Source organism: Shewanella sp. 1311, from assembly GCF_059338235.1.
This window is the reverse complement of sequence record NZ_CM181686.1, coordinates 2,872,682-2,896,059: the sequence shown is the minus strand read 5'-3', so window position 1 is coordinate 2,896,059 and position 23,378 is coordinate 2,872,682. Positions and strand designations below refer to the sequence as shown.

The window sequence follows — 23,378 nt, the reverse complement described above, 5'->3', positions numbered from 1 at the left end:
TGTCATTGACTCGTCTCAACGCATAAAAGAAACCGTCGGTTTAACTAAAAACACCTCGCAGCGTCGAGGTGTTTTTCTTCATGCCAATATTGATACATTTTAAAACATTTACTCAATCTGTGATGTCGCTCACAAGCGGCAATACCTGTGTTGTTTCTATGTTTCGAAATTTAGGAGATTTGACAAATTATAAATTAAAAACAATAAGTTAGAATTCAACGTTATTTTGCAACTCAATATATAATCAACCCAGCGTTTGATTACATGCAACAATATGAAAACAAGTATTAATAAACAATACCTTACGGCGTAATTTAAACAACCATCAATTTGCACCCTCTTATTTCAGGCTGTAAAATGACCACATTGTGTAATTTTATTACATCACCTCTTCTATCCGTTCTACATCCTTAAGGTCACTATGTTTAATAATGCTAAAACCAGCACTCTGACGGCTTTGCCCTCGGTGATCGCGAGTATTCTACTCATCATCATAGGTATCTCATCCTATCGTAGCTTTACCGATCTCGGTGAAACTAGCCGTCGCTTAGTCAACAATACCCAACTGGCAGAAACCTTTACCAATATACGTGCTGAATTTTTTGAAATTCGTTTAGCGACGCTAGTCCATAATGAGAAAGGCATTACCGAACATCAACAGAACATTAGCCAGCTAGTCGCTAAACTCTCTGAATTTAATACCAATTTCATGGGCCAAAATGCGCGTAACATTCAGACTTTACAGCCACAGATAGAGCAATATGTCCGCCTCTACCGACAAGAAGTCGCCCTTGCTGAGCGCACCGCCACAGAAGCGGAATTAACTCAGGAACGTCGTGAACTCGGTCCTAAAGTCAGCGATCAAATTAATCAACTCGTTTCACTAATCACTATCCGTAACCATGAGTTAGGAACTCAGGCAGGAAGTAAGATTGCTATCGCAGAAAGCTTGTTACTGGGCCTGATCTTATTTGCCATCATCGCCTCTCTCCTCAGCGCGCTCTTTATGAGCAAACGCTTAGTTCGGATAGTCAATGACATTAAGCGGGTAATGGAACGCCTAGCCAATGGCGACCTGACACATAAGACAAACATAAAGGGTGACAACGAACTCTGCTCACTCGCCACCGATCTCGATCGCGTTATCGATAATCTACGCCATATCATCTCAGATATTACCCAAGCCTCAGATCACATGTCTGACCAAATTGGCCAACTGAATGTGCAATCCAATACTAATAGTGGTGCGCTACAAACTCACGCAGTTGAAACCGACCAAGTCGTAACGGCCATGTCAGAAATGAGCGCGACTGCCCATAATGTTGCTGGTGATGCCGCGTCTGCAGCCCAGTTTACTCAGCAAGCCAATGAACAAGCTGATAAATCGAAGAAAGCCGTTGAACAGGCCGCCAACACTGTGATTGCCTTGGTGACTAAAGTCGATGTCGCTGCTGATGCGATTAATGATATGAACGAAAACACTCGTCATATCGCCGCTATTTTAAATGTAATAGGCGAGATTGCCGATCAGACCAATCTGCTCGCGCTTAATGCGGCCATCGAAGCCGCCCGTGCAGGTGAACAAGGTCGAGGCTTTGCCGTTGTCGCCGATGAAGTGCGTACATTGGCCGCTCGTACTCAAGCCAGTACATCCGAGATTAATCAGATGCTTGAACGTTTACGCCGCGGTGCCGATGCAGCCGTGACCGCAATGGAGCAAACCAAACACAGTTGCCAACAAGCCGCCGACACAACCACTCTGGTAACGGAAAACCTCGATACCCTGACCGCTTATGTGTTCGATATTAATGGGCTCAGCACTCAAATCGCCACCGCCGCCGAAGAGCAAAGCGCCGTGACCGAAGAAATAAACCGTAATCTGACCACCATTCGTGAAATGGTCGATGAACTGAATCAAAGCGGTAAAGCCACCCTTAACAGCGCTACAGCTTTAGCCGCGACGAAGGAACAACTCGTCGGCGTGGTATCGCATTTTAAGCTTTAGGTTTAGGTTCACTGAAAAAAGCTTTTAAATCTGCGGCCTAAAAACAAAAATTATTAGGCCGCAGATTTTTAGAGCAGATATAAAGCGAGTCACGCACCTGCAATATAAATCGCAGCCAATAAATCTAACCTATTATTAATACTGTATTTTTAGAAAAGTTATTGACCAAAAAATGGTTGAATTGATTCAGTGCCAACAGTACTAAACCAATAATAAGAGCGTGAAGCCTGTAGTTCAGAAATGAAGTCTGCCCATCACTGCTGCCGCAATATTAAATACCACTAAAAACTTCGGACACAGCCAATCAACGACGCCATCATGGGCTTTCATGCACAACCAACACACCGTATTCGTACTCGATACGTAAAGCGGCACACTTGTCACATTTAGTTCACAGCCTAACTTTATATTACCTGCCAACAACATAGCTAATCACTTTGAGAATCGGGATATATTAAGATGAAAAATGTGCTCGTCACCTCAGGCTTGTGCCTGTCAGTTTTGCTACTGAGTGCTTGTAATTCGGATGATAAAGACATCAGTAGCCTGACCACACAAACCACATTAGTTGGCGGTGATAGCCACTGCTGGATGGGCGGCACTCGCACAGATTCGGGTCTTGATAACAACGATAACGGCAAGCTCGACGGTAATGAAGTGGTTGATAGCAGCTATATATGTAATGCCGACCTGTTTACGAATAAAGCGGTGCATCTACCTTTCACTGTGCTGCGCAATGATTTAGACAATGGCGCTATGCCTGGTACTAAATTTGAAATTCGTAACGGCGGCTATGGCTCTGATGCAGCGCCAAATCCCAATAATCCTATTCAATTTTATGCCCTCACCGATCGCGGCCCGAATGCGGATTACACCGGTAGTTTAGGCAAAGGTAAGATGTTTCCAACGCCGGACTACACACCACGTATCGGTTTATTTGAACTCCAAACCAATGGCACCATCACTAAGCTCAAAGACATCTTATTTAAACGCCCAGATGGCAGCTTGATCACCGGACTTCCCAATAGCAGCAGCCTTGGCGGCACAGGAGAAATCCCCTATGACGCAGCAGGTGAAGTCATTCGTCAAGACATGAGCCAGCCTTACAATGCCCAGACCAACCCAATCAAACTCGATGATTATGGGTTAGATTCCGAAGGTCTTGCCGCCATGGATGATGGCAGTTTTTGGGTCAGCGATGAGTATGGTCCACACATTGTGCATTACTCGGCTGAAGGGGTAGAAATAGCGCGGATTAATCCTTTCGCAGACGATGCACGCAACTTATATAGCCTACCAGCAGAGTTTGCTCATCGCCGCGCCAACCGAGGGATGGAAGGGCTGACTATCACGCCAGATCAGTCGACACTTGTGGGCATAATGCAATCGACCATTTCCAATCCCGATAAGAATGTTAACAACAATACCCTCACTCGAATCGTGACTATCAACTTGGCGACCGGCGCTATTGGCCAATATTTATATCAGCAAGAAATTGCCCAGAACTCTAACTCAGCTATCGTTGCCTTAAGTAACAGCCAATTTTTAGTGTTAGAACGTGATGGCAAGTTTTTTAATATCGACACTGATGTGATGAAGCATGTGTACAAGATAGATATAAGCGGCGCGACGGATCTCGAGACCGTCACTGCACAAGCTGATATCGCCCAAGATGCGGCGCTAGGATTAACCCTTAAAGGTAAAACCTTAGAACAGGTAGCGCTAAGCGATGGTTGGGAGGCACTTGCAGCCAATGGCATCATACCCGCGACAAAATCACTGGTGCTAGATATGGCTGCCAAAACACAATATCCCCATGACAAAATGGAAGGTTTGTGGCTCATTGATAATAAGCGTTTGGGTGTGCTAAATGACGACGACTTCGCCACTTGGAGTAATAACAACACCTTAGAACAGAAATATCTCGATAGTGCGCAAAGTGATATCGACGGCAACACTTTGTATATCGTTGACGACTTACCATTATCGGCTGACAAATAACCATTAAGTATTCAGCTGCATGAGTCATCACTGTCTTTAGTGGTGGCTCATGACACACTCAGGTTGTAATAGAAGTCGTTATCGCGAAAACATAAACAACCTTGCATCAGCACATCACTTAAGGATTAACCGATGAAAACAGCTTCACATGCGATGATGTCATTCACGTTAGCCTCAACTGCCCTGCTCGCCTCATATGCGGCACAAGCAAATCCTGTTGAAACATCAAGGGAATATAAGTTACTGCTCGACCCAAGCCACTTTAATTACGCCACTCAAAGTACAACCGCCAATAACTATCTAACGGATGCTAAACAAGTCATTAGCAACGCTATCAGTCGTAATATCACAGGCTCTTGGGCATTAACCAAAGCGCGTCAAGTAGCCTTCTATGACACCCCAACCAGTTGTCAGCTAAAGCAGTTAGGTTACATTTTTCGTGACCGAACGAGCGATGGCAAAAGTGAAGTAACCCTGAAATTTCGCAGCCCTGATCGATTTATTGCTGACTTTGAAGATCTCAGCTCACCCGATAATCAAGCCGACACTAAACTCGAAGCCGACATCAGTACCGATATCAATAATGGCATCCGCATTGTATATAGCCATTCAACCACCACGCCAAACACTCGTACCTTAAATGATATGGCCGATGTAAATAGTCACTTTTCAGGCTTTGCCGACGCTTACGGTTTAAGTAGCAATCTCACACTCGCCAAAGTCGGTGGCCTTACGATTAACGAATATGTGTTTGAAGGCAGTGAAATCGATTTAGGTAGCATAGATGCCTCACTCGAACTCACGCTGTGGTACACCAGCTCCCCAAGTGCCTCGCAGCAACCCGTGATTGCCGAAGTGTCCTTTAAGTATAAAGATCCCAATAGCAATTACACCGCCAAAGTCGTGCAAAGAGCCAAGCTGGCTTTCGACGCTATGACGCAACTGAGTGCATGGAACTCAACGAGCTCACTTACTAAAACTGCTTTTATCTATGCATCAACACCCAATTTTTGCAGTCAATAACGACACAAATCAGCGTCGTTAACACTAATACCAATCGTATTAAATATCTGTTCATTCAGCGGGAGTTCAACGCGCTTTAGACAAGGCGAAGGCTTGAAGGCATAGTGATGCTCTGTCGAAAGCCTTGAACGCAGTATAAAGCCGCAAAACGGCTATTGGGGCAGGTAAACTAGGTAATAAGAAAATAGTAGGTAGATCCCTTCAAACTGGCAATGCCACACAATAGTCACGGCAGTGCTACCGCTGCAATTCATCCGCCAGTCATAACACAGTGGCAAACCGCAGGGCTTGCTTGTAGCATAACAAGCCACTATGTTAGCCAACTTCACTAGCACTACCGCTTGCAAGTACCCGCTTAACTACAAGGATGTTATGAAGATATTCACGATTGCGACTCTCCTATTACTGCTGACCCTAAGCTTTGCAGCAACGGCGGAAAAATCCGCGCTGGAACAGTTATTTGAGCAACAACAATACAACGCTTTCTTACAACAAGCACAGCAGCAAGCCGCAGAAAACAATGCTGATGCGTTATTTCTACTGGGTAAAGCCTACCATCTCGGCCGTGGCGTCACGCAAGACAATGCCACCGCCAGCCAATACTATGAACAAGCCAGAGCCTTAGGTTCGGCCCGTGCCAGCCATAATCTAGGCAGTATGGCGCTGGATAATGGTCGAAAAACGCAGGCCATCCCATTTTTAGAAGAAGCGCTGGCGCGGGGTCTTAAGCTACCGACCTTATATAACCTAGGACGAGCACACAGTCCGGCAGATCCCAGCTCAAGGTTCTATCTGACAAAAGCAATCGCAGCGGCGCAGCGAGCGGGGAGTTACTTTGGGCAAGCCTTTGAACTTCAACCAGATAACCTTTACTTGGATAGTGCCTCACGCGAGTATCTGCGCGCTTACTTAATGGCGATGCAAAGTGTCGGCAGTGAAAGAGAAAGTCTCGACCTCCCGCAGTTACGCCAGCAAGCCATAAAGTGGCTGGAATTGGGTATGGCAGCAGATGACGGTACGGCGTGGACAAACTACGGCGCCCTACTGTTGAATGAAAATGACTACAGCGGCGCAAAAACCGCATTTTTACAAGGTGCTAAGCGTCAAGTTGCCATTGCTAACTATCATTTAGGCAGCATGGAAGAGCGCGGTTTGGGCGCAGAAGCCGATAAAGTGCAAGCACTGGCATACTACGAGAAAGCGGCGTTAGCCGGCATGGAACAAGCGAAGGCTCCCGCTTATGAACTGCTTAAGTCACAACTGGAATATGAAGACGATCTCACTAAATTAGAACAAGGCATTGCCCGCTTTAATGCATTAAAACAGCAAGATCAGTATGTTCCCATCTCACTGGACTCAGTTATAAATCGGCTGGCGTGGGGCACGTTTCTGGCACAGCAGCGGCAACAGACTATTTCGCTACCAACAGCGGCCAAAACCCAATTAAGCTTGCAAGCCTGTGGTTTAGGCTACAACCAATTGCATGGCAGCACATACAATATTGGAGAAAACTCGCACTGGCGTATGGCGGCGTATCTAACCTTAGCCGACAAAATCGCTTTACCACTTGAAGGCAGAGTCGACGAGCATGGTTGTGCCAGCTTAACGATTGCCATGACAGATCAGCTGTATCGCTTGTTACAACAAGGTGCCGTATTCGGATTGCGCTTTCCCAACTACACCCTGCCACTGGCATTAAGCCAGCAAGAAAATATCTTGCAGCTGACACTCATGCCCGTCGAGACCCCATTACCGGTTAATTAGTCACAGCAATCTAAGCCTGTGGCCGCGCTTGCTAGGCCACAGGTATTGTCTATTTTCGCCAGCAACATCTTAATCTTGCGATTCCCTCGCCCAATATCCCGCTAACATGGCGCCTGATAGGTTATGCCATATCGAGAATATCGCGCTGGGTATGGCAGAAATAGGGCTAAAAAACTTGATACACAAAGCCGTAGCGAGGCCAGAGTTTTGTAGGCCGACTTCGATGGAAATGGTTTTACAGACGGTATGGTTAAAGCCTAATAAACGGCAGCAAAAGTAGCCTAAAGCGAGGCCAAAACCATTATGTAAGAACACTGCCAGCAAAATAATGGGACCAACTTTATCAAACTGATTGGCATTTAACGCCACGATAATGGTAATCGCCATGACGATTGCCAAGATTGAAATCAACGGCAATGCGGGAGCGACTTTGGCCACCAGCGATTTAAAGAAATGATTTATGATCACGCCTGCGCTAACGGGGAACAGCACGATTTTCACTAAGCTCAGTAGCATGTCGGCGAAGGGAATATCAATCATCTCGCCAATCAACAGCTTAATAATCAGTGGCGTTAATACTACGCCCGCTAAGGTCGACAGTGCCGTCATGGTTATCGATAAAGCCACATCGCCTTTTGCCAAATAACAGACTACGTTTGAGGCAGTGCCACCTGCAACACTGCCCACCAACACCATGCCGATGGTGAGTTCCCTATCTAATCCTAATAACTGGCTGATCAATAATGCGCTGAGCGGCATGACCGAAAATTGCAGTATCAACCCAGTCAGCACGGCGCGTTTTTGTTTGAATGCATTAGCAAAATCCTGCAGATCTAAGGTGAGTCCCATAGAGAGCATGATGATCACTAACAGCGGCACTATGGCGGATTTAAGCTCAGTAAACCAACTCGGCATTAAATAAGCGGTCACAGCGCCTATGAGTGCCAACAGCGGGAAGAAGCGGTTTACGTTTACCAACATAGCTAGCCCTTTAGATCATGAGGTTATTTTATCGCTCGGATGATGACAGTCGAGCATTGGATAGACAAGCGCTAATCCACCAGCAATAAAGCCTAGAATGGTGATTTTTCAATCTCCACATTTCGACTGACACCTTAAGTTAACTCCCCAAATTCACAGTAGATTCCGCCCCAAAGCGCAGGATAAAAATGCATTCCTGATCGCTAAAACATGATCTGCTTAACAAAAAGCCCGTGATTTCCTTGTTAGGAAACCGTAACTTATAACCAGTTCACGTTTTAACAATTACATACGATGTAGTCTTATTGCGCTAGGTGGTCGTGAATTACCTAAAGCAATTTCGGTGTTTACGGTTAGCACTCACAGATAGGAATCGTTATGTCTTCAGTTATCCAAACGCTCAGCGGCGCTATCGCAACGCCTTATCAAGCGAATATTACCGTCCCTAACTGGATGCTCGGCTCGATGGAACGAGTCATGCAGTACTACGTCGATAAGAATCTTCGCCTCGATACCCTTTCCGCAGAAATGATGCCAGCGCCCGTAGAAGGCAAAAAGTATATGCTGTACGCGCATATCCCCTTCTGCCATACCCTGTGTTCTTACTGCACCTTCCACCGTTTCATGTTCAAGGAAGACAAGGCACGCGCCTATTTCATCTCATTGCGTAAAGAGATGGAAATGGTCAAAGCCCTCGGCTATGACTTTGAATCTATGTACATTGGCGGCGGCACCACCACAGTATTAGAAGATGAATTAGCCCGTACTATCGAACACGCGAAAACCCTATTCCCGAGCATTAAAGAAGTCTCCTGCGAGTCCGATCCGCAGCATTTAGATAGCCCTGGCTTTAAGCAACTCAAAGGCCTAGTGGATCGCATGTCCATCGGCGTGCAAAGCTTTAATGACGATATTTTAAAAATGACCGACCGACTCGATAAGTTCGGTACGGGTCAACAAACCTTCGACAAGATCATGGGCGCCAAAGAGTTGTTCCCAATTATCAACGTCGATCTGATTTTTGGTTTCCGCGGCCAAACCGATGAAGTGATCCAACACGATCTCGACATGGCATCGCGTTTAGATCCAAGACAAATTACCACTTATCCGCTGATGATCACCCACCAGACTCGCAAGAGTGTAAAAGGCAAGTTAGCGGCTCCGCAGGCGGATATGGCCAACCAATATCGCCAGATCTTAAACAGCCTGAATGGCCAATATAATCAATTGTCTGCATGGGCATTTGGTAAAACCGATGACGAAGGATTTGACGAATACGTTATCGATTACGACGAGTATTTAGGCGTAGGTTCAGGCTCATTCAGCTTCTTGAATGATACCCTATATGTAAACACTTTCTCGTTGCGCAAGTACCAAGAACGCATTGCCGCCGGCCACATGGGTGTCGAGCAGCAAAAGAACTACAGCAAAAAAGACGTGATGCAATACCGCTTCTTGCTGGGCATGTTCTCCGGCCGTTTATCACGTAAATATTTCCGCGAAACCTTTGGCGTCAACTTAGATACCGCCTTGTTTAAAGAAATGACGTCGATGAAGTTAATTGGTGCGATCAAGAATGACCCAAGGGATCCCGACAATCTGATTGTGACCGACAACGGTAAGATGATGGGTCTCTTGATGATGAAAGAGTTTTATTCAGGCATGGACAATGTGCGCGCCCAGTTACGTAAACCGCTCAAACCCTGTGATATGTAACACTTACGGATGATTGTTGATCCATAAAGACTAAACAGGCCCTTCGAGGGCCTTTTTGTTAACTCGGTTTAAAGGTAGTCTTGCCCAGTGCTATTAATTGAGCACAATCCCAACAATAAAGGAGTATTCGTTATGGGTTTTAATGAACAAGAAAAACACGCCTTATTGGCACTCAAAGGCGTTGGCCCCACTGTGATAAAGCGCTTCGAAGAAATTGGTATCAGTTCACTGCAACAACTGGCACAACTGGCACAACACGAAGTGGATGATATCGCAAACTTAGTCGCCAGCATGCTGCGCACCACGTGCTGGAAAAACAGCCCACAAGCGCGAAACGCCATAGGCGCGGCCATCGAACTCGCCCGCGCCCACCCGCTAGCAAACGAATAGTCATTCCTATTGATGAATACAACTAACAAAAAGCCAGAGTCAATGCTCTGGCTTTCGTTTCAGTGTTAGCAATAAGATATCGGCTTAAAAACTGTAGGTCATACCTAACCAATAACGGCGACCATCTTCAAGATAACCGTATTCCTCTTGGGTAATGTCCTTATCGAAGGCGTTATAAATTCCCGCGCTAAATTTCAGGCTATCGTTCAACTGATAGTTAGCCCCTAAATCCAGCAGAGTATAAGAAGGTGCGATAAAACTGCTCGACGACGGTCCCGTCGTCGGTTGGCTCTCTTCGCCACGGTAGTTCACTCTCAACCAAGTGCTTAAGTTATCAATAGGCTCGTAGTTGAACGACGCTTGGATCAAATGCTTAGGCAATTGATTCAATGGGCTGCCTTTGTAAGCCCCCGTCTTTTGCTCTGAATCCGTGTAAGTGTAGTTACCCGTTAAGCTCAGGTTTGAGCGAATCCGATAGTCGATACTCAGCTCAATACCTTGGGTCACAGCATCGTCAATATTCACATAAGTGGTTGGGTCGGAACCAAATTGATTGGGACCATCGGTACATTGAGTCGCAGGACAGGCCACGCGGGTGATCTTGTCTTTAAACTCGTTATAGAACACACCCGCACTGGCGGTAATGCTCTCGGTCAGATCCGAATACACACCTAACTCATAGTTCACTGAGGTTTCGGGTTGTAAATCTGGATTACCGTACATGTTGCCGCCACGGCTGACTTGTCCCCAATCGGGCACTGTCTGGCGCAAACTCGGCGCCCTAAAGCCCGTCGACACGCCGCCCTTTAAGGTGGTGCTGTCCGTTAATCCCCACACGCCGTAAACACGCGGGCTGACATGGTGACCAAAGTTTTCATCGTCATCCAAACGCAGCCCCATGGTCAGGGCAAAGTTATCGACTATGCGCCATTCATCCTCAGAAAATACCGACCATTGTCTGCGGCTGATATCGGTTAAGTTGCTAACCTGATTACCGGTTTCGTCGGTTAAATCTTGATGGTTAAATGCCGCACCAAAAGTCGCCGTATGGCTTTGGCCTAAGGTGGTGATCAGGCTAGATTGCACATCCGTGTTAGTGATCTTCATCTTGCGGGTTTTGTTATCAAAAACCTCATGCTTGATATAAGAATCCGAGGTACCAAAGTCCCAACGCCCTGTGTGTGAAAGCGAAATGGTGCTGTTTTCGTATTCTGTCGTTGAAGATTGAGGACAACCGCGACGACCACAGGCTTCGCCCGGTGCCAGCGGTGTAACGGTTTTGCCTAAGCTGCTGTCGAGTTCTTGGTTTGACACCCCAACTTCGAGCATGATGTCGTGGTTTTCATTGGGGGTGAGCGCAAAACGCGCGGTCAGATTCGTCGCATCACGGCCACGGTAACCGCCGTAGATATTATCTTCTTCACGCTGAGTATATTGACCGTACAGTTGCATCCCCAGCAGATCTTTAATCAAACCACCGTTGACGAAAAAGTTACTCTGGTACACATTTCCTGAGGTCGACTTTTCCTGCAATGTTGTGTCGAGTCGCACTTCACCCTGCCACTCATTCGGCACTTTACGGGTGATAATGTTGATCACGCCGCCAATGGCATCCGAACCATAAAGTGATGACATAGGCCCGCGAACAATTTCAATTCTGTCGATGGCCGCCAATGGTGGCGTCCAAGCGCCTTCAACACCTGGACCGTCGCTGTTAGTACGTGTCTCGCGCGAAGATTGGCGTTTACCATCCACTAAAATTAACGTGTATTGGCTGCCCATGCCCCGCAGGCTGATGTCCTGACGGTCGGCGCCGCCGGTAATCACCACACCGGGGACTTCTAACATGGCATCGGTTAAGTCGCGATAGAAGCGGTTATCCAGATCCTCACGGGTGATCACACTGATAGATGCGGGCGCGTCGCGAATTTGTTGTTCAAATCCCGATGCGGTCACTACGATTCTTTCCATCATCTTTTCTTTATCAGGCGCGGTATCCGCAAGGACATTTGTCACAGGTACTGCGGGCAACAAACATAAAGCGGTGATCACTTGAGCAAGGTACTTCTTACGACTTAACAACATAACCGACAAGTCTCCATTGGGTACAGATTGTAAATGAGAACAATTTTCAATACGGCAATGTATCCCTATGTTACAATCAGCTCAAGTTAGACTTTAGGTATTCACTTGTAAGAGTTACTTAAAAATGAATAAAAACATGATCAAAGGCATGATCGTTTTTGCGGCAATCGCAGAAAAGGGCTCAATGAGTGCCGCAGCGCAGCAGTTAAACCTCAGCTCCTCGGCGGTGAGTCAACAAGTGACTAAGCTCGAAATGGACATGGGGATCAGTCTATTCCATCGCAATACTCGCAATCTTACCCTCACAGAAGCGGGCAGCTTGTTCTATGAGAATTGCCGAAAAGTCATCGCGATAGTCGAAAGCACAGAGCAGAAACTCAATAATTTGAAAGGGATTCCTTCGGGGGAATTAAAGATTGCCGCGCCCATAGGTTTTGGCGGCGGCCTATTGAGCGAGCCCTTTAACTACCTGTTGGCGGCGCATCCGCAGATAAGTTTGAATTTACTGCTGCAGGATGGCCCGATAGATATAGTCAACGAGGGCATAGATCTGGCGATTTGCATCGGGCCTTTATCCGATTCCAACTTAATTGCCCGCCACTTAGCCGATTGGCGCATGTTGCTGTGCGCCTCACCCGATTATTTGCCAATGCACAAAATTTTTAAGCATCCCGCTGAATTGGCGGCCTTTAATCGCATTAATCACCCCTGCGCTAACAGTGAAACCTTGACCCATGCCCGCAGCCAAGAGTGCTTCGAGCTGACAAGTCAGCGCATTACCGTCAACAATATGCAGGCATTAATCCAACTCACTCTCGATGGTCTCGGGTTTGCCGCCCTGCCCGAACCTGAAGTGCACAAATATCTCGAAAGCGGCCAGCTTGTCACCCTCTTACCCGAGTGGTCACTCAATACCTACAGCGTTTATAGCGTCACTTCAGCGCGGGATAAGCAGCCCGCGAAAGTGAAAGAAGCGCTCAATACGCTTAGCCAATACTTCAGTCAGGCGAATTTTAACCCTGCCGTTCAATCTAAACAGCCTGTTCAAAATGGTGGCACAAAGGATTGCGTGACCAATATTTTACCCATAAAGCCCAAGCAAGCGTCCCATCACACCAACGTCGATCACGCATCTTAAGTGTGCCTTTTGCGCATTCATTTCTGCGCTAAGCTGGGGTATTCTGCTGGGATGAACCGATAAAAAGATGTAACTCGATGAAAGATGTGGCCTTAGTGTTGGAAGGTGGCGGCCTCAGAGCCATTTATACCGCAGGTGTGTTAGACGCGTTTTTGCAGCAGTCGCTCAACTTCAGCTATGTGATTGGGGTGTCTGCGGGTGCCATTTATCCCGCGTCCTATGTGTCCCGCCAATTTGGGCGTAATCTTCAAATTCAGCAGCAATATCTCAACGATAAACGCTATATGGGCCTGCGCCATTGGTTGGCAACAGGCAACTATGTCAATACCGACTTTACCTATCGCCGCATGGCCTATGAGTTACTGCCATTTGATTTTGATACATTTTTAAATAGTCATACCGAATTTAAGGTCGGCGCCTTTAACTGCAATACAGGGAAAACCGATTACTTCGGTATGGCCGATTTTAATGACCACGATAAATTACTCGACGTGCTCATCGCCTCCTCTAGCCTGCCTTTTATGTCTAAACCCAGCGTGATTAACCAACACCATTATCTCGATGGCGGCATCGGCGAACCGATACCGTTAGCGCAATCACGCAAAGATGGTTATGCACGCCAAGTGGTGATCTTGACTCAAGATCAGCATTACCAAAAATCCGCGATGAAAATTAATTGGTTAGCTCATAAAGCCTATAAACGCTACCCCGCAGTTGCCCATGCGTTAAGTGAGCGCCACCGAGTTTATAATCAAGCATTAGCCGAGTTAGACCAAGCCGTTGCAGCGAATATCGCCTTTGTGATCCGCCCAGCACTGCCGCTTAATTTATCCAGGCTCGATCGCAATATCGATAAAGTGACCGCCGTCTATCAACAAGGGCTAGCGGATGGAAAAGCAGTCTTACCCACATTAACCGCTTGGTTAACGGCGTCAAAAGAGCCTAAACCCGAGGCGTAATCGACGGCAGCACTTGGCTTATGATCAACTCACGTAGCCATTTATGGCTCAAGTCATGCTCGAAGTGTTTATGCCACATCAATAAATACGCGCCAGGGATCAGCTTGATAGGAGATGGTAAAGACTGAAGCTCGAAGGATTTCATCACAGCAAAGGCATAACGGGACGGCGCGCAAAGAATTAAATCGCTTTGTTCACACAGGGCCATAGCACTCTGAAAGTCGGTCATGTTCACGGCGATATCGCGCTGACGGCCCTCAAGTTGCAGCACATCATCCAGCAACCAATGCTCTATGCCACCAAAAGCCACTTGCAGATGGCGATAGCTCAAGAAGGTGTCTAAATTCCACTCTTGTGCTAACGCCGGATGATCGCGGCGCATCAAGCACACAGTATAATCCTGCACTAACTCGACATGGCACAAGTCATCGGGAATATGATTCACATGCATAGGCGAACGCTCGTCCCACTCGCGGCAACCTATGGCTAAGTCGATGTCGCAGCGCAGTAATCTGTCCATAGTATCGAGCCGCCAAGTTTGGCAATTGAGACTAACACCGGGCGCTTGGGCGAGCAGCGAGGGCATAAAATGCGGAAAAGTGAGCGAGTATGTGGTCTCAACCAAATGCATTCTAAACTGCCGCTGACTTAAGGCGGGCTCAAAGGTATCGGGCCGGGTAAATTGCGCCAATTGCTGTAAACATTGGCGCAACTCCGGCGCGAGCGACAAAGCTTTAGGCGTCGGTTTTAGGCCGTAGGCGGTGCGCTCAAACAGAGGATCATCAAACACTTCCCTCAAGCGCGTCAGTTGTTTACTCACCGCCGACTGGCTCAAATGCAAACGCGCCGCAGCGGCCGTCACACTTTGTTCCTCAAGCAGGATTTCCAGTACGGGTAGTAAATTCAGATCCAAACGTTTTAGCATCTATCCCTCATTTACCCCAAAATACTGACTAGGGCTGCACTTTTTTAAATGGGTTTAACCTTAAATTCTGTGGCAATTTCATCAATAACAGCGACAGTAATATCACACCTATCCCCGCCCACTGACGCATATCTAAGGTCTCACCCACGATCATAACCCCTAATGATACGGCAACCACGGGATTGACTAAAGCGACCATGCCCATGATTTCTGGTCCTAAATTTCGCATCGACCACAGCCAAGCCCAATAAGCGATGGCGGTGTTGGCAATCACTAACCATAGTAACGACGGCACCACTGTCAGGCTCGGTAATTGCGGCGGGCCCGCCATAAACCACGCTAGCGGGATTAACATCAAACCACCCAAAAACAGCTGCCAGGCGGTGAGCACTAAAAAGTCACCCACATCCCACTTTTGCATCCAGCGAGAAGAGAAAGCAATCAAGGTCGTGGCGCTCAACATGCACAACACGCCGATAGGATCGAGATCCGCCGACGGGTTAAGCAGTAAAATCACCCCGCCAAGGCCCATTAAGCCTAATAGTAACCACTTCATCCCAGGGCGTTTTTTATCAATCACCCAAGCTAAGATTAAGAAAATTAACGGCAGCGTCGCCCCTAATGTCCCCGCCACTGCGCCCGGCAAACGATACGCGCCGATAAATAACAAGGTGAAGAAGGCACCGATATTACAAAAAGCCAGCAAACCAAGCTTTGACCACACCAGCGTTGGCAAACGAGGACGCAGCATCAACATCAGAATTCCCGCAGGCAGCGCGCGCCACACGGCCACCCAATAGGGCGACATATCATGTAAGTAGAGACTCACTAACGCATAGGTCGTCCCCCAAAATACAGGGGCGAGTAAGGCGATTACAAAAGGCATAATAACTCTTCAAAAAGTATCTTGATATGAAGATATATTATTCTCAGTCTTCACTCCTAGCAAGTGAAGTTTATGAATATCTCATTATCGGCGGGAGTTAATTAGGTTAACTGTTTGATTTAAAAACTAAGGTTGCCAGTCATTGTAGGACAGATGGATAGTTTGATAAATCTGGCTTAATTCTCCAGTCTGCCGCAGTAATTCAATCATGCGAGTCAAATATGCGTCCACGGCATCCCCTTCGGGGCCCTTGGCAATCACAAACACATCTTCAAAATCGCCAAAGTCTTCACGGTGGATATTATGCAACTTCAACTGTTTCAGCATCATATCGGCCTCTTCCTGCGCCCAAACGAAAGCATCGATACGGCCATGGGAAAGTTTTAGCAAAGAACGTTTAATGGTTATCGAAGGTTCCGCAGGGATAGGCATGTAATCTGGGATCGCCTCCACGGTAAATACGCGCCCCGTTTGCTGCTGATCAAATAACATGGCCTTCGTTATCGGCTTATCCACATTGGTATAAAGCACGTGGGTGACTTGCCCAAATGAAACAGAACTAAAACGGTAAGGTAAGGCATCTAACGCGGCATTATTACGGATGGCGGGCAAACCAAAATCAGCACGACCAAGCGTCACGCCTAGCATCGCCCGTGAAAGCGGGAAAACCTTAATCTCAATTTCAACCTCAGGATCTGCCCTATCAATTGCTTTAACCAGTTCCACAAATGGCCCTGTGCCATCGGCATTAATTAATCCAGGGATCTCCCCTAAATAAGCCGTCATCTGCCGCTTGCCGCCAGCATTAATGACAGCATCATCCGCGGCATAGGCTGGGGTGAAAATGCTGTGAAGGAAAAGCACAGAAAAAATACACAAGGTAATAAAGTGACTGAACATGAGTGGTCCCTCGGTGGCTTTCTCAAGCTTAGCAGAGGACAACGATTGTGGCGTTCATTCCTCGCATCCAGATGAGAACGTGATAAAGCATCACTCTGTCACTGCGCTTAGCTGCCGTTTGCCGTATAATCAGCCGTCATTTTTCTATAGGCGGGCCAGTATGTTCCATATCGCACTCTATGAGCCAGAAATCGCACCTAACACAGGTAATATCATTCGCTTATGCGCCAACAACGGTTGTCAGCTGCATTTGATTGAGCCATTAGGTTTTGATCTAGAAGAGAAAAAGTTACGCCGCGCTGGTTTAGATTATGCCGACTTAACCAATGTGACTCGCCACAAAGACTTCGATGCCTTCCTCGAAGCTATGGCAGGCAAGCGCATAATGGCCTGCACCACTAAAGGCAGTCGCCCGCATACTGAACTCAGTTTTGCGAAAGATGATGTGCTGCTATTTGGCCCTGAAACCCGCGGCTTGCCGATGGCGATTATCGAATCTATCCCGACCGAGCAGAGACTGCGCATTCCGATGGCGGCCACTAGCCGTAGCCTCAATCTCTCCAATGCAGTGGCGATTATCAGCTATGAAGCCTGGCGTCAGCTTGGGTTTGAAGGCGCAATTTAATACCTAGGAATACTGATTTAGATTAGGCTGGACTTAACCAGCCAATTTTCCAATCAACCCCGAAAGATTGCGTTAACTCAATTCAGCCCGAAAGCAAGACAGTTTAGTGACGCGCATGACGCGTTAATTGTCATTGCTTTCCCAATGACATACTGCCAACGGTCACAGTTGCAACAATGCCAATCTTAACGACTATTGAACAGCTCATCCGGCTAAAAGCTTTTGCCCCGAAACGTGCCTGAGATGCCTTTCGCCTCCTTGTTGCACAGAGTCAGTTGACCAAATTATTGTATAGCTACAAAGTGTCCACTGTCACTGGAGCAGAACACAAAGTGGATATGCTAATAAATGTTTGTAATACATGTATAAAATCTATAGATTAATAAAAATTGTGATACGAAATTATGTGATCATTTTTGGTTATGAACAAGCCTGATAGAGATAGAGTGGTATTCCACTCAATACATGACATGTCGAGTGGTCACTATTTATCAAAAGCAGAATCGCTATTGAATAGCGAATTAGCGGAAGATATCGAAGACATAAACGATATACTTGAGTTGTACAATATATCGCTGTTCTTCGATAACGCTATACACCTTAAAAGTTGGTCGCATGCACACATTGCAAAATACAAAGCGAAAGCTAATACTTTTAAGGATATAGTCAGAAAATTCATAACCAATATTGATGATGGTAACTTTCTCCCCTATTTTACAAGTATATCTTACAACTACTATGGCAGTTTCTGGGAATTAATAAATAATTACCAACAATCTAAAAAAATATCTTCATCTCAAATAGAAAGGGCTCTAGAGGAAGTGCCCCATCAAATCAGAAACTTGTTGAGTCACAAGAACTTGGTTAATAAGTATAACCTTGTTATCTGTGAGTATTTAAAGAGCAACCCGCAAAGTGCAGAGTTACTTTTATCTATTTATGAAGTTGAAGATATTTTTAATAAAGACCAGCTGTATCTCCCTAGCTCTCTAACTATTCAAGACAAAGAAAATATAATTTCTTCGTACATCGAATCAGAGCATTGCAATACTAATTACCTGCCGATAATTCAAAATGCAAAAAAGCATAGTGATCTCCGTATCTCTGATAAAACTAAGTTGGCGGCCAAGAGGAAATATCAAGAGAATATTAAAGAGTTTTTCGACAACGGTTCTAACTCATTATTTAAATACGGAGTAGCTATCAGTTATCCAGAAAATACACCTAAAGTTAAGCATGCTAGGATTGAGCAGGGTATAGTTCACTACGAATATAGTTTAGATTACATTAAAGAAAATTGTGGCCCATATATTCTATATAGAAACTTCAAAACACTTTTTGAGTACATGGATGAGCAGAATATAATGACCCTACCCAGTAAAGAGAGTCAACTCGGAGTTTTTGAAAGAACTTTAGGAATTAGGTCAAAAAATCAATATGTTTTTGGTGTGGCGTTTAATCAATCAGAAATGGCATCTATGGCCCAAATGTACACATACTCTAATGTGCTGAAAGACATTGGATATTCATTGGAAGATATTTTAAAGACTGTTTTAATTAATGTTTTTCCTGAATTGCATGGCTTACCAAGTAACGTCAACTTAACCATCCCAACAGCCAGTGCTTCTGCTTTAGAGAAAGTAAGAACAATTGCACCTGAGTTTGAATCTATATTAAAGCAATATAAATTATTTGTTGAAAATAAACAGATAGATTTTGAACTTCTACAAATGTCATCTGGCCCTACGGCAATGAAAGATATTCCAAGTTTAAATTTCAATAAATATATTTATATTAACAAGGAAGATAAAGATGTTGAGTTTTTAATCTATTTACTGTTTTCAGATCAAACCCCTTTGACTTATGTTGAACCATTCAAATATAAACAATACCGTAATTTTGTTGATTTATTGGTAAATGAAGAAGAAATAAGCTTTAGTAATTATGGAAAATATCAACATGAACACCTTAATTACCTGAACGATAAGAACTATATCTCTATAGATGAAAACAATTGGATTCACGTTCCCAATTGGAACAGAGTTTTAATATTGAGAGACATATTCGAAAATGAAGTTGCTTCTTTTTATCACTACCCTACTGACATACAAGAAGAAGTTATGGATATGGTCAAGGAAGGTATTGTGTTTTTTCGAAGTTCACTTTTCGCAGAGTCTGAACAAAAATATTTCAACTACTACTTAAATAAGAGTGAGTTTACAAACGGACTAGACTTAAGAAATAGCTATTTACATGGAACACAGGCTAACCCATCTGAAACTGACTTACATGAAAATTCATATTTGCTTTATTTAAAAATATTAACTTTAGCTATTTTAAAAATAGAAGATGACCTAGTTATTTATAACAAGCGTAAGACGAGATTAGAATAATCTACCAGGAGGATGTTTATTAGTAAATATTTATACATAGGCATGATACTAAATTCCAATGACAAGATGATTCTATTCAAACGTTCCAATGTTTTTCCATCCAAGCAAATCGTGATCACTTTAAACTTAAAATTGGATAAATTTTATCCGCACCAATTTATTTTAATAATAAAAACTCACCGAAATGCTGGTAACGTTTCATAGGAAGTATAAAAGCTTTTTTGTTGTGAGTGCGAAATATACAGGTGTTTATTCCGTTGTTTTGACCAGCTTTCTGTTAATGATTGACTACTTGGTTAGTGGCAGTAGCTATGAACCTCGCCATAGGAACTTTAATTCGAAACAGATAAACTAGAACAAAGGACCAATCACGCTTTTGTCCCAAAAGAAGTCACATATCTTCTTTAAAACAAACAGGCTACAACGATGTTAAACAGGAGAGCCATGGTGATTAGCGACACGACCGTCCGCCCCATGGACGGGGCGGTCGAGCATCCACGGATGGACTTGCTGCGTGTCGGTGAGCAAATACCATGGACGCCATTCAATATGAGCTTTGCATTAAATGACCAAGCAATAAATCATTTAGTGTTATTAGCCCTTCTATATTTAGCGTCCTTCTGTCTCGAAGTGAGTTGCATAGTTTTCGAGCCGAACATTTACGATAAGTCGCATTACATACTCAAAACAGCTCATTCGGGTATCAATGAAGCGGCTTAATTCGATGGCGCGATAGGCGTCATCTCTATCCCACGAAATAGCTGATAGCGATCAATATCGTCGTCCAAATATTGAATGTTTTGCGTCCACTGCCATGCCCCTTGGGGCGATTTTGCCTCGAACAACAATTGGATCAAGGCAGAGCGCGCATTAACAACGCCTTCCCCTAGCAGGGAATAATCCCCATTTTGTCGATATAAACTAAAGACTTGCTGTTTATCTTCCGCCACACCGTCGTAATAGGTCAGTAACACTTGATCGCCTTGTTCCCTAAACCACCAAGTTTCGCTAAAGGGCGCCCTCGTGCCGATACTCACAGATAAAGTCAACTGGCGCTGATCGTGGGAGCAAAAGCCCGTGACGGCCACTTTTCTCGGAATCTCCCCCGCCTTGGCAGCATCACCCGCCCATTGCCCCACTAATTGTGGACAAAATTCCTTGAAACTGACCTTAGCGGCCATGACTGAGAAGGACGAAAACACGCTCAGTACAATGGCAAGACCCAGCATAAGGTTTAAACGGTCGATTTTAAGCGGCATATCTCTAGCACCTACCCGAAACAGATCAATACATTAGCGTTAAAAGCATCAATCGACAAATCCCCCATTACAAACGATTCCTTTAACGACGGAATGAACGCTTTTGTATTGCAGTTAGCCTGACAGTTTAGCGCCTACATCCGCCGCTTTTGAGCTGAGATACCCAACAAAGATTCACAGTTGCTTACATAACAGCTTATTCAGGCATGACGGGGTTTCATGCTAACTTGCCACTTAGCAAAAATACGCAACATCATAATCCTAGTAACTGTTTGTATCATAAGGAGACTCATAGTGAAGAAGACAGGCATTTTATTACTCTGTTTACTGATGCCCTTTAGCTCGGCATTTGCAGAACAGGGCAAACCACTCTCAGCAGAATTGCTTTGGCAACTCAAACGTATCGGTAGCCCGATTGTATCTCCAACGGGCGAACACATTATCGCGCCAGTCACAGAGTACGATCTAAAAGCCGATAAAGGCTCAACCCAGCTGTGGCATTTCGATGGCAAGCATAACCGAGCCATCACAGCCAAAGGTTTAAGGGTGAGCGAGCCCGTGTTTTCCCCCGACGGCAAAACCTTGGCATTTGTGAGTAAGCGCAATGAAGACGAGGCGAGCCAAATTTACCTGCTGCCGATGGACGGTCCGGGTGAAGCGCAGCGCTTAACCGATATTCCCACTGGCGTTAACAGCATTAAGTGGGTTGGCAAGCATCTGTATTTCATCAGCAATATCTTCCCTAATCAAAGCTGGGAAGAAATGAAAACCCAGCTCACCACAGATACAGACAATAAGGTTTCCGCCCATCAATGGAACGCCTTGCCCTATTCCCAATTTGATCACTGGTTAGATGAACGTCGCCAAGCCCACGTATTTAGAATTCCGGCCAAAGGCGGTAATGTCGAAAATATCACCCAGCCTGCGGGCCATGAATTACCACGCTCAGACCAAAGCAGTACAAGCTATGATGTTTCCCCCAATGAGCGCTGGATTGCCTTCAATGCCTATGGCTCAGAAAATAAAGTCGATCCTAAAATTGATATATTTCTCGCTGCGATTGGAGACAACAAGGCCGAAAATCTCACCGCAGATAATCAAGCGCCGGATCTGAATCCTAGCTTTAGCCCTAACGGTAAAACGCTCGCCTTTACCCGCCAAAAAATCCCCGGTTTCTACGCCGATACCTCAAGGCTGATGCTGCTGGATATCGACAGCCGTAAACTCACAACACTCACATCTGACTGGGACCGTTCTGTCTCTCAATTCAGTTGGACACCCGACAATAAGGGCTTTTATGCCACTGTGGAGGACGCAGCCACAAACCGTATTTACTCTATCGATGCCAAGAACGGCAAAGTAAAAGCCATCACAGAGGCAACCGATTTTAGCCAACCCGCCATAGGCAAAGATGGCGAACTGATTGCCACCAATCAGAGCTTCTTGTATCCCGCTCGCTTGGTTAGCATCCATCCTCGCAATGGCAAGATTGAACGCCTAGAAAACTTTAACGACGATATTCTCAAAGATGTCGACCTAGGTACTTATGAATCAGTCACCTACAAAGGCTATCAAGGTAAAGATATTCAAATGTGGGTCCACTACCCCGCAGGATTTGATCGCAGCAAAAAATACCCATTGTTTATGCTCGTCCACGGCGGTCCACACAATGCCATTACCGACGGTTTCCATTACCGTTGGAATGCGCAAACCTTTGCTTCTTGGGGTTATGTCACTGCGTGGCCAAACTTCCACGGTTCGAGCGGCTTTGGTCAGGAATTTGCCGATTCCATCAATCCCGATTGGAAGACAAAACCCCTTGAGGATGTGCTCAAGGCGGCAGACTGGTTTAAACAACAAAGCTGGATAGACAGTGATCGCATGGTGGCGGGTGGTGCAAGTTATGGTGGTTACCTGACCTCGATTATTTTAGGTCAGCCGCATCCCTTTAAAGCGCTATTGATCCATGCTGCGGTCTACGACATGTATGCACAAATGGCGTCGGACTTTGCCGTGCACAGCACCCGATTTGGCTACTATTGGGATAATCCAGAACTCTATAAAGCCATTTCGCCCCATTACTTTGCGGCTAACTTCAACACTCCAACCTTAGTCAGTCATGGTCAACTCGATTACTTAGTGCCGGCGACCCAAGGGTTCGAGCTGTTCCACACCCTGCAAAGTCGACATGTTGAATCGCGGATGATTTATTTCCCCGATGAAAATCATTGGATTATGAAGCCTAATAACTCAGTCTACTGGTATAACGAAGTGAAGAAGTGGATGACCCACTTTGCCGAACCTGGCGCGCGTTAAACACCATCCATA

Annotated in this window: 18 protein-coding genes; 12 read left to right on the top strand and 6 right to left on the bottom strand. The window is 45.6% G+C overall.

Annotation, left to right across the window (positions count from 1 at the left end; translation table 11 throughout):
* The first annotated feature begins 421 nt into the window (after positions 1-421).
* The 4 genes from AC5YB3_RS13010 (at position 422) to AC5YB3_RS12995 (ending at position 6,793) form a co-directional block, all read left to right on the top strand.
* A complete protein-coding gene (locus AC5YB3_RS13010; RefSeq protein WP_494525469.1) occupies positions 422-2,005 on the top strand; it encodes a methyl-accepting chemotaxis protein in 1,584 nt (527 codons plus the stop codon).
* Positions 2,006-2,464: 459 nt separating this feature from the next.
* Positions 2,465-4,006 (top strand): esterase-like activity of phytase family protein, encoded by a 1,542-nt coding sequence (locus tag AC5YB3_RS13005; RefSeq protein WP_494525468.1) that lies wholly within the window; start codon positions 2,465-2,467, stop codon positions 4,004-4,006.
* A 132-nt stretch (positions 4,007-4,138) separates the two neighbouring features.
* The gene (locus AC5YB3_RS13000) at positions 4,139-5,029 is read left to right on the top strand and encodes a hypothetical protein (RefSeq protein WP_494525467.1); all 891 of its coding nucleotides are present in this window, start codon (positions 4,139-4,141) and stop codon (positions 5,027-5,029) included.
* A 372-nt stretch (positions 5,030-5,401) separates the two neighbouring features.
* Complete coding sequence (locus AC5YB3_RS12995; RefSeq protein WP_494525466.1) at positions 5,402-6,793, top strand: tetratricopeptide repeat protein; 1,392 nt, start codon at positions 5,402-5,404, stop codon at positions 6,791-6,793.
* A 69-nt stretch (positions 6,794-6,862) separates the two neighbouring features.
* Here the strand turns inward: AC5YB3_RS12995 and AC5YB3_RS12990 are convergent, their stop codons facing one another.
* Entirely contained in the window at positions 6,863-7,774 is a 912-nt protein-coding gene (locus AC5YB3_RS12990; protein WP_220777034.1) for a bile acid:sodium symporter family protein, read from the bottom strand.
* A gap of 378 nt (positions 7,775-8,152) precedes the next feature.
* On the opposite strand from AC5YB3_RS12990, the gene AC5YB3_RS12985 reads away from it, so the two are divergent.
* On the top strand, positions 8,153-9,490 hold the full coding sequence (locus tag AC5YB3_RS12985; protein WP_012586473.1) for a coproporphyrinogen III oxidase family protein: 1,338 nt from the start codon (positions 8,153-8,155) through the stop codon (positions 9,488-9,490).
* 132 nt (positions 9,491-9,622) lie between these two features.
* A complete protein-coding gene (locus tag AC5YB3_RS12980; protein WP_494525465.1) occupies positions 9,623-9,880 on the top strand; it encodes a helix-hairpin-helix domain-containing protein in 258 nt (85 codons plus the stop codon).
* Positions 9,881-9,964: 84 nt separating this feature from the next.
* Here AC5YB3_RS12980 and AC5YB3_RS12975 read toward each other — a convergent pair whose 3' ends face one another.
* The gene (locus AC5YB3_RS12975) at positions 9,965-11,965 is read right to left on the bottom strand and encodes a ligand-gated channel protein (RefSeq protein ID WP_494525464.1); all 2,001 of its coding nucleotides are present in this window, start codon (positions 11,963-11,965) and stop codon (positions 9,965-9,967) included.
* A 124-nt stretch (positions 11,966-12,089) separates the two neighbouring features.
* Here AC5YB3_RS12975 and AC5YB3_RS12970 point away from each other — a divergent pair, with 124 nt between their 5' ends.
* Together AC5YB3_RS12970 and AC5YB3_RS12965 are read left to right on the top strand one after the other, a co-directional pair.
* Entirely contained in the window at positions 12,090-13,103 is a 1,014-nt protein-coding gene (locus AC5YB3_RS12970) for a LysR family transcriptional regulator (protein WP_494525463.1), read from the top strand.
* A gap of 77 nt (positions 13,104-13,180) precedes the next feature.
* Entirely contained in the window at positions 13,181-14,062 is an 882-nt protein-coding gene (locus AC5YB3_RS12965; RefSeq protein WP_494525462.1) for a patatin-like phospholipase family protein, read from the top strand.
* On the opposite strand, the gene AC5YB3_RS12960 is transcribed toward AC5YB3_RS12965, so the two are convergent.
* The 3 genes from AC5YB3_RS12960 to AC5YB3_RS12950 form a co-directional block, all read right to left on the bottom strand.
* Positions 14,046-14,987, bottom strand: coding sequence for a LysR family transcriptional regulator (locus tag AC5YB3_RS12960; protein WP_012090512.1), 942 nt, complete (start codon positions 14,985-14,987; stop codon positions 14,046-14,048). The two genes, AC5YB3_RS12965 and AC5YB3_RS12960, sit on opposite strands and share 17 nt — an antisense overlap.
* A 28-nt stretch (positions 14,988-15,015) precedes the next feature.
* Positions 15,016-15,873: a DMT family transporter gene (locus tag AC5YB3_RS12955; RefSeq protein ID WP_107949806.1), complete on the bottom strand. Its 858-nt coding sequence runs from the start codon at positions 15,871-15,873 to the stop codon at positions 15,016-15,018.
* Between the two features lie 126 nt (positions 15,874-15,999).
* Positions 16,000-16,773, bottom strand: coding sequence for a type 2 periplasmic-binding domain-containing protein (locus AC5YB3_RS12950; protein ID WP_226059943.1), 774 nt, complete (start codon positions 16,771-16,773; stop codon positions 16,000-16,002).
* 160 nt (positions 16,774-16,933) lie between these two features.
* Between AC5YB3_RS12950 and trmL the strand changes: the two genes are divergently transcribed.
* The 3 genes from trmL (at position 16,934) to AC5YB3_RS12935 (ending at position 20,511) form a co-directional block, all read left to right on the top strand.
* Positions 16,934-17,398 (top strand): tRNA (uridine(34)/cytosine(34)/5-carboxymethylaminomethyluridine(34)-2'-O)-methyltransferase TrmL, encoded by a 465-nt coding sequence (gene trmL, locus AC5YB3_RS12945; protein ID WP_113940306.1) that lies wholly within the window; start codon positions 16,934-16,936, stop codon positions 17,396-17,398.
* A 422-nt stretch (positions 17,399-17,820) separates the two neighbouring features.
* The gene (locus AC5YB3_RS12940) at positions 17,821-19,791 is read left to right on the top strand and encodes a hypothetical protein (protein ID WP_494525461.1); all 1,971 of its coding nucleotides are present in this window, start codon (positions 17,821-17,823) and stop codon (positions 19,789-19,791) included.
* A 426-nt stretch (positions 19,792-20,217) separates the two neighbouring features.
* The gene (locus AC5YB3_RS12935; RefSeq protein WP_494525460.1) at positions 20,218-20,511 is read left to right on the top strand and encodes a hypothetical protein; all 294 of its coding nucleotides are present in this window, start codon (positions 20,218-20,220) and stop codon (positions 20,509-20,511) included.
* Here AC5YB3_RS12935 and AC5YB3_RS12930 read toward each other — a convergent pair.
* Entirely contained in the window at positions 20,508-21,050 is a 543-nt protein-coding gene (locus AC5YB3_RS12930; protein WP_494525459.1) for a hypothetical protein, read from the bottom strand. The two genes, AC5YB3_RS12935 and AC5YB3_RS12930, sit on opposite strands and share 4 nt — an antisense overlap.
* Before the next feature lie 294 nt (positions 21,051-21,344).
* On the opposite strand from AC5YB3_RS12930, the gene AC5YB3_RS12925 reads away from it, so the two are divergent.
* Complete coding sequence (locus AC5YB3_RS12925) at positions 21,345-23,366, top strand: S9 family peptidase (protein WP_494525458.1); 2,022 nt, start codon at positions 21,345-21,347, stop codon at positions 23,364-23,366.
* Positions 23,367-23,378 lie beyond the last annotated feature (12 nt).

What these genes read in the sequence shown, in the direction of transcription:
- AC5YB3_RS12930 (WP_494525459.1), bottom strand. Translation starts at nt 21,050, where the DNA reads ATGCCGCTTAAAATCGACCGTTTAAACCTTATGCTGGGTCTTGCCATT.
- AC5YB3_RS12935 (WP_494525460.1), top strand. Translation starts at nt 20,218, where the DNA reads ATGTTAAACAGGAGAGCCATGGTGATTAGCGACACGACCGTCCGCCCC.
- AC5YB3_RS13000 (WP_494525467.1), top strand. Translation starts at nt 4,139, where the DNA reads ATGAAAACAGCTTCACATGCGATGATGTCATTCACGTTAGCCTCAACT.
- AC5YB3_RS12955 (WP_107949806.1), bottom strand. Translation starts at nt 15,873, where the DNA reads ATGCCTTTTGTAATCGCCTTACTCGCCCCTGTATTTTGGGGGACGACC.
- trmL (WP_113940306.1), top strand. Translation starts at nt 16,934, where the DNA reads ATGTTCCATATCGCACTCTATGAGCCAGAAATCGCACCTAACACAGGT.
- AC5YB3_RS12965 (WP_494525462.1), top strand. Translation starts at nt 13,181, where the DNA reads ATGAAAGATGTGGCCTTAGTGTTGGAAGGTGGCGGCCTCAGAGCCATT.
- AC5YB3_RS12950 (WP_226059943.1), bottom strand. Translation starts at nt 16,773, where the DNA reads ATGTTCAGTCACTTTATTACCTTGTGTATTTTTTCTGTGCTTTTCCTT.
- AC5YB3_RS12975 (WP_494525464.1), bottom strand. Translation starts at nt 11,965, where the DNA reads ATGTTGTTAAGTCGTAAGAAGTACCTTGCTCAAGTGATCACCGCTTTA.
- AC5YB3_RS12995 (WP_494525466.1), top strand. Translation starts at nt 5,402, where the DNA reads ATGAAGATATTCACGATTGCGACTCTCCTATTACTGCTGACCCTAAGC.
- AC5YB3_RS12990 (WP_220777034.1), bottom strand. Translation starts at nt 7,774, where the DNA reads ATGTTGGTAAACGTAAACCGCTTCTTCCCGCTGTTGGCACTCATAGGC.
- AC5YB3_RS12940 (WP_494525461.1), top strand. Translation starts at nt 17,821, where the DNA reads ATGAACAAGCCTGATAGAGATAGAGTGGTATTCCACTCAATACATGAC.
- AC5YB3_RS12970 (WP_494525463.1), top strand. Translation starts at nt 12,090, where the DNA reads ATGAATAAAAACATGATCAAAGGCATGATCGTTTTTGCGGCAATCGCA.
- AC5YB3_RS13005 (WP_494525468.1), top strand. Translation starts at nt 2,465, where the DNA reads ATGAAAAATGTGCTCGTCACCTCAGGCTTGTGCCTGTCAGTTTTGCTA.
- AC5YB3_RS12985 (WP_012586473.1), top strand. Translation starts at nt 8,153, where the DNA reads ATGTCTTCAGTTATCCAAACGCTCAGCGGCGCTATCGCAACGCCTTAT.
- AC5YB3_RS12980 (WP_494525465.1), top strand. Translation starts at nt 9,623, where the DNA reads ATGGGTTTTAATGAACAAGAAAAACACGCCTTATTGGCACTCAAAGGC.
- AC5YB3_RS13010 (WP_494525469.1), top strand. Translation starts at nt 422, where the DNA reads ATGTTTAATAATGCTAAAACCAGCACTCTGACGGCTTTGCCCTCGGTG.
- AC5YB3_RS12960 (WP_012090512.1), bottom strand. Translation starts at nt 14,987, where the DNA reads ATGCTAAAACGTTTGGATCTGAATTTACTACCCGTACTGGAAATCCTG.